This window comes from Microvirga sp. GCM10011540 (assembly GCF_042650665.1).
In the GTDB taxonomy this organism is placed as follows: Bacteria; Pseudomonadota; Alphaproteobacteria; order Rhizobiales; family Beijerinckiaceae; genus Microvirga; species Microvirga lenta.
Genome location: NZ_JBHSBQ010000083.1, coordinates 1 through 1752, shown reverse-complemented (window position 1 = coordinate 1752; position 1752 = coordinate 1). Strand labels below are relative to the sequence as shown.

Sequence of the window (1752 nt, the reverse complement as noted above, 5' to 3'; positions counted from 1 at the left end):
GGACGGCACTGTTCCACCAAAGGCTCCAGTATTGCCCATTGTGCGTCCGTCAGCATGGCTCCTCCTCAGATCAGGACGAGCAAAACGCCTCCAGGCGCAAAGGGTTCAAGTCATAACAGGCGGTAGTATTGGCATCGAGCAAACCGGACGCTGGCCCCGTATACCCCATCCCACGTGCTGTCGCATAACGAATTTGCATCAGGCCGAAATTTCCCCGACTTGAAGCACGCGGATTATAGCCACTCTCGCGTTGAATGATCTGATGAACCAGTGGCACAGGCACGCCATGGGCACTAGCATGCTGTGCCACAAGTGCATCAATGGTAGCGCGCTCGGTGGCTGCTGCGGGTAGAGCGTAGGCCATGAGTACGCAACCTACAACAAGACGAGAGATCATATTTGTCCCCTTTTGCGAAGACAATTTGTCAGGATCAATCGTGGCAGGAGGGTGTCAGCTTGGCCGTAGTCGACTGTTTGGCTGGATCCGCAGGAGCCTAAGACAAAATTTTGATTCAGCGGCTATGCGAGAGTGATCGCTGGCTCCTAGCTCCAGTTCAACAGATAATTCTGCTCTATCGCTTGGGCCGGCACAACGCCATCGACTTCAGCCGGGCTACCCTCGACAGTGCGGCGGTCATGGCCAACTGGGGGCGCAGCGACCGGCCCGAACCTGACTGAACGTGGCAAGGCAGGCTCGAAGCGCCATGTCGTCACGGACGCGAACAGCAGCCCGCTCGCCCTGAAGCTAACTGGGCCCAACTTGCATGACAGCCGCATACTGGAGCCGCTCGTTGCCGCCGCCCCGCCTATCGGCAGTGCTGGGGCCCGCCGCGCAAGCGCCCGAGCAAGCTGCATGCCGACAACGCGCATGATCATCGCCGCTGCCGCTCCGTCCTAACCCGACGCCACATTCACCCGCCCATCGCTAGGCTTGGCCCTGAGAGTAGCGCAAGACTGGGATTTCCCCGCTGGGTCGCGGAGCGCACACTTGCTTGGTATCGACAGTTCAGCCGCCTTGCCGTCTGCTATGACAGGAGAGGCGACGTCCATACCGCCTTCCTGATGCTTGCCTCTGCCTTGATCACCGAGCGCTTCGTCCAGAGATGGTTTTGTTAGGTGCTTTATGGTGCAGTAAAGACGATCAAAATCGGCCGCTGCGATCAGATCGAGGGGATCTTCGCCGGAGGAGGCCAGAACGACCACATAGCCGTCCCATCTAAGGGTGAGGGCAAGCAGCGTGCAAAGTTTGAGATCATTCTCGACGACAAGCGAGGAGCGCGGGGCCTCAGGATAAGTGGAATCCATGATCGGATCCTCCAGTTGCGGTCGCGCTCGTTGGCGCAAGGGCAAGAGAAGGAGTCCGACATCGCGAGCAGCGACCCGCTCGCCAGAGGGGCCCAGATCCTAACCCGAGGTGTCAAAGGATCTCCGGCAGCCATGGGATATCCCAAAATGTGGCACACCAGATCAATGGACAACACTGCAGCTCTGGCAGGGCCCGTCATCTCGAGCCTTCAGCCGCTCCCTTCGGCGGTTCGCTCCCCCTCTGCGAGTAACTCCTGGATTGCCTGAGTGGCCTGCGCGTAAGCCTGCTCAGAGCTCCTGATCTCGACGCCGATATCGTCCTGATCTTCCCTCGATTAAGTGGACACCGGTTAGCTCGCTGTCCGCTCTGCTTGCTCGGGCGTGAGATACCCGAGCGCCGAGTGAATGCGCTGCCGATTGTAGTAGCCCTCGATGTAGACGAACAGA

2 protein-coding genes and 1 pseudogene are annotated in these 1752 nt (G+C 59.2%); 1 reads left to right on the top strand and 2 read right to left on the bottom strand.

All coding sequences use genetic code 11. The features are described from left to right. Positions 1 to 70 precede the first annotated feature (70 nt). A complete protein-coding gene (locus ACFOYU_RS15380) occupies positions 71 to 364 on the bottom strand; it encodes a transglycosylase SLT domain-containing protein (RefSeq protein ID WP_377034264.1) in 294 nt (97 codons plus the stop codon). A 194-nt stretch (positions 365 to 558) separates the two neighbouring features. On the opposite strand from ACFOYU_RS15380, the pseudogene ACFOYU_RS15375 reads away from it, so the two are divergent. After that, a pseudogene (locus ACFOYU_RS15375) lies at positions 559 to 1116 on the top strand (transposase); the annotation flags it as partial. Positions 1117 to 1655: 539 nt separating this feature from the next. Here ACFOYU_RS15375 and ACFOYU_RS15370 read toward each other — a convergent pair. After that, positions 1656 to 1752: IS3 family transposase (locus ACFOYU_RS15370; protein ID WP_377032696.1), on the bottom strand; the 97-nt coding region annotated here is incomplete at its 5' end.

Excerpts from the sequence above, each read along its gene's own strand:
- ACFOYU_RS15380 (WP_377034264.1), bottom strand. The coding sequence starts at position 364 with ATGGCCTACGCTCTACCCGCAGCAGCCACCGAGCGCGCTACCATTGAT.